General features: G+C 63.8%; 4 protein-coding genes. All 4 read right to left on the bottom strand.

The window, feature by feature from the left end; all coding sequences use genetic code 11:
- The coding region (locus ACI38Z_RS04785) for a pyridoxal-phosphate dependent enzyme (RefSeq protein WP_439789047.1) at positions 1-658 on the bottom strand (658 nt) is incomplete at its 3' end.
- Between the two features lie 369 nt (positions 659-1,027).
- On the bottom strand, positions 1,028-1,504 hold the full coding sequence (locus tag ACI38Z_RS04790) for a YbaK/EbsC family protein (protein WP_439789048.1): 477 nt from the start codon (positions 1,502-1,504) through the stop codon (positions 1,028-1,030).
- 36 nt (positions 1,505-1,540) lie between these two features.
- Positions 1,541-2,494, bottom strand: coding sequence for a patatin-like phospholipase family protein (locus ACI38Z_RS04795; RefSeq protein ID WP_439789049.1), 954 nt, complete (start codon positions 2,492-2,494; stop codon positions 1,541-1,543).
- Positions 2,495-2,725: 231 nt separating this feature from the next.
- The gene (locus ACI38Z_RS04800) at positions 2,726-2,953 is read right to left on the bottom strand and encodes a hypothetical protein (protein WP_439789050.1); all 228 of its coding nucleotides are present in this window, start codon (positions 2,951-2,953) and stop codon (positions 2,726-2,728) included.
- Between the last annotated feature and the right edge of the window lie 103 nt (positions 2,954-3,056).

Here is a 3,056-nt window from a genome sequence, read left to right on the forward strand (position 1 = left end):
CGGCCTCGCTGATGGCCGTGCCAAGCGAGCCGGTGCACTCGGGGTCGTCGGCCAGGATCTTGCGTCCGGCGACGGTGGTGTCGGAGGGCGACGGCGTGATGGTCGCGCCAAACGTCTGCATCACGCTGCGGCGGAACGGCTTCTGCTCGTAGGAGCACTTGACCATGTAGACGTCCAGGTTCAGGCCAAAGTGCGCGGCCGCCTCGGAAAGCGCGGTGCCCCACTGGCCGGCGCCCGTCTCGGTCGTGATGTTGGTGATGCCCTCGGCGTAGGCGTAGTAGGCCTGCGCCAGCGCGGAGTTCAGCTTGTGCGAGCCGGACGTGTTGTTGCCCTCGAACTTGTAGTAGATCTTCGCGGGCGTGTCGAGCGCGCGCTCCAGGTTGTACGCGCGGCACAGCGGGCTGGGGCGATAGACCTTGTACATCTCCATGACGGGCTCGGGAATCTGGAAGTACGGCGTGTCGTCGTCCAGCTCCTGCTCGCAGAGGGCGCGGGCGAACACGGGCGCGATGTCGTCCACCGTGGCCACCTTGCCGTTGGGCAGGCGCATGGGCTCCGGCTTCTCCGGCATGTCCGCGCGCAGGTTGTACCAGGCGGTCGGGATCTGGTCCTCGCGCAGGTAGACGCGATAGGGATCGGTGGTCGTTGCTTCTGCCATGATCGTCTTCCTTTCCTCCGGGCGCTCCGGCGCCCCCTACAGAACCAAGCTTGCAGAACCCTGCCATGCCGCCTCGGCATACAAAAAGGCCCCCGGAACTAGTCCGAGGGCCTTTGCGTGTGTATGGTTAAGCGGCCGTCGCTAGTCCGGAAGTCGAGTCACCCTTGTCCACCACCATGCGCCAGCAAACGCCAGGGCGCCTGCGAACACGCTGTTGTTGGCTGCAAGGGACATCCGTCTTCCTTTCCGTGACGTTGCCAGTCACGATATGCCGCTTCTGTTGCAAGGGCGTTACGGGCGAGAAACACGTGCGTTTCTCGCCCCAACCTGAAGCCAGGCGCAAGGGAGCCGCGGTCGCGAGGCGCAGCGCTACTCGTCGCGCCAGCCCTTGCACACGTCCACCCAGCCAAGCGAGTGGCTCGCGCGCTCCAGCTCGTCCATCGTGGTGTCGACGCCGGTGCGCTCGCTTCCCGCCGCGGGCCGCACGAAATCGTAGCGCCTGAGCGAGACGTCCAGGTAGCACTTGACGCCGGGCTTCACGTCAAAGGGGCAGACGCCGCCCATGGGATGGCCGACCTTCTCCTCGAGATCGTCCGGCTTGATGAACACCGGCTTGGTGTGGAACTGCTTCTTGAACGCGGAGTTCCACACCTTCGCGTCGCCGGAGCACACCACGAGCACCGGCTCGCCGTCGACGTCGAACGCCATCGTCTTGCCAATCTGCCCGGGCTCGAGCCCGGACGCGTCCGCCGCCTGCTGCACCGTCGCCGTGAGCACGTCGTACACGATGATCTTCTTGTCCAGTCCGTACCGTGCCAGATACCTGCGAGTTGATTCCTCCGACATAAGGGTCCGTTCTCCTTGGGGTCGCTGTATGCGATGCTACCCCAACTTGACGCTCTTGGGCACCGTGCGGACCATGCCGTAGAACGCGTCCACCGCGCGCTTCCTGATGGATTCCAGCATGCTGGGGCGCACGGAGTTCCAGTCGGGCGGGTCCTCGCGAACCATCTGCCGCGCCTCCGCGATGACCTGCTCGCCGGTGCCCGCCTGGAAGGCGTCGTCCCCGCTCACGGGAAGGTTTATGTACAGGTCGGCGGCGTTGGCGTGGATCTTGTCCAGCTGGTTGGCGCCGCAGCTCATGGTGCGCATCGCGATGTTGAGCGGCGTGATGTCCTCCATCAGCTTCTGCCTGCGGATCATGCCCACGCCCACCACGGCGTCCACCATGCTGCGGTCGAACAGCGGCGTGGGCAGGTTCATGCGGCAGCCGCCGTCCATAAAGGCATGCCCAAGGTACTTGGTGGGCGATATCACGAGTGGGTACGACGCGGAGCACGAGCAGCACTTGGCCGCGTCCAGCGCCGGGTCGCAGATCACGTTCCAACTGCCGTCCGTAGCGGCAAACAGGTCTGCGTCGTTGGTGAACACGCAGAGGTCGCCGGTCATGATGTCCACGGCCGTCACGGCCACGGGCATGTTGAAGTCCGCAAACGTGCGGATGCCCGCCTCCCCCAGGATGTCGCGCGCGATGCCCTCCATCACCTGGCTGTCCACGATGCCGTGGTTTGAGAACACGTTCAGGAACTTGAGCGGCATGTTCTTGAGGATGCCTTCCTGAACGGTGCGGTTGTCGAGTTCCACAAGAAGCTCGGCCATCCGGGCCGAGCCGATGCCGGATGCCGTGAGCGCCGCCATGAGCGAGCCCATAGACGTGCCGGCGACGGCGGCACAGTGCACGTCGTTCTTCTCCATGTCCTCAACCACCGCGACCTCCGCAAAGGACCTGAAGCCTCCCCCGCAGAAGGCAACGCCAACGCCGTCGAGCTTTGCCATGCTACCCCCTTGACCTGGTGCCAAGGCGCACGTCCGATCGCGTGTCGGCGGCGCCGCATACCTTTTTGGTACCCAATCGAACATAAAAAAGAACAGCCGCCCTTAAGGCGACTGCCCGTTTAGTAGATTTAATTTTCCGGATGGGTTGGGGCCGACGCGGGCGTCCTTCTCGCCCACCGCAGCCTCAGGCGGCAGAGCCGCCGCCCGTGCCCCGCGGGGCAACAGGCGATCCTACGCTGCCTTGACGCACTTGACCAGCAGGTGCGAGTCCCCGTGGTTCTGGCTGTGGGAGCCATACCAACGGTCAACATCACCAAACAGCGTCCTGAGGCTGTCCGCCTCGAAGTCGCGCCTGTGGTCATCGAACATGGCGGTGTACACACCACTGATGAACCAACCGTTCGAGCAAGCGTCAAACACACGCCTCTGCTGCTTGTCCATGTCCTTGATCCTCAACATGCTTACACCTTCCCTTCGACCTAGACGTTTACGGACACTTAGACCTTACCCGCAAAACGAGGCTTAAAGTCGGCAGCATGGGGGACTTTACATATCTGTTCCT

Origin of the sequence: Parafannyhessea sp. (genome assembly GCF_051876455.1) — a bacterium.
Lineage (GTDB): Bacteria > Actinomycetota > Coriobacteriia > Coriobacteriales > Atopobiaceae > Parafannyhessea.

Bases quoted from the DNA above. Each gene is read 5' to 3' on its own strand.
- ACI38Z_RS04790 (WP_439789048.1), bottom strand. From the start codon at position 1,504: ATGTCGGAGGAATCAACTCGCAGGTATCTGGCACGGTACGGACTGGAC.
- ACI38Z_RS04795 (WP_439789049.1), bottom strand. From the start codon at position 2,494: ATGGCAAAGCTCGACGGCGTTGGCGTTGCCTTCTGCGGGGGAGGCTTC.
- ACI38Z_RS04800 (WP_439789050.1), bottom strand. From the start codon at position 2,953: ATGTTGAGGATCAAGGACATGGACAAGCAGCAGAGGCGTGTGTTTGAC.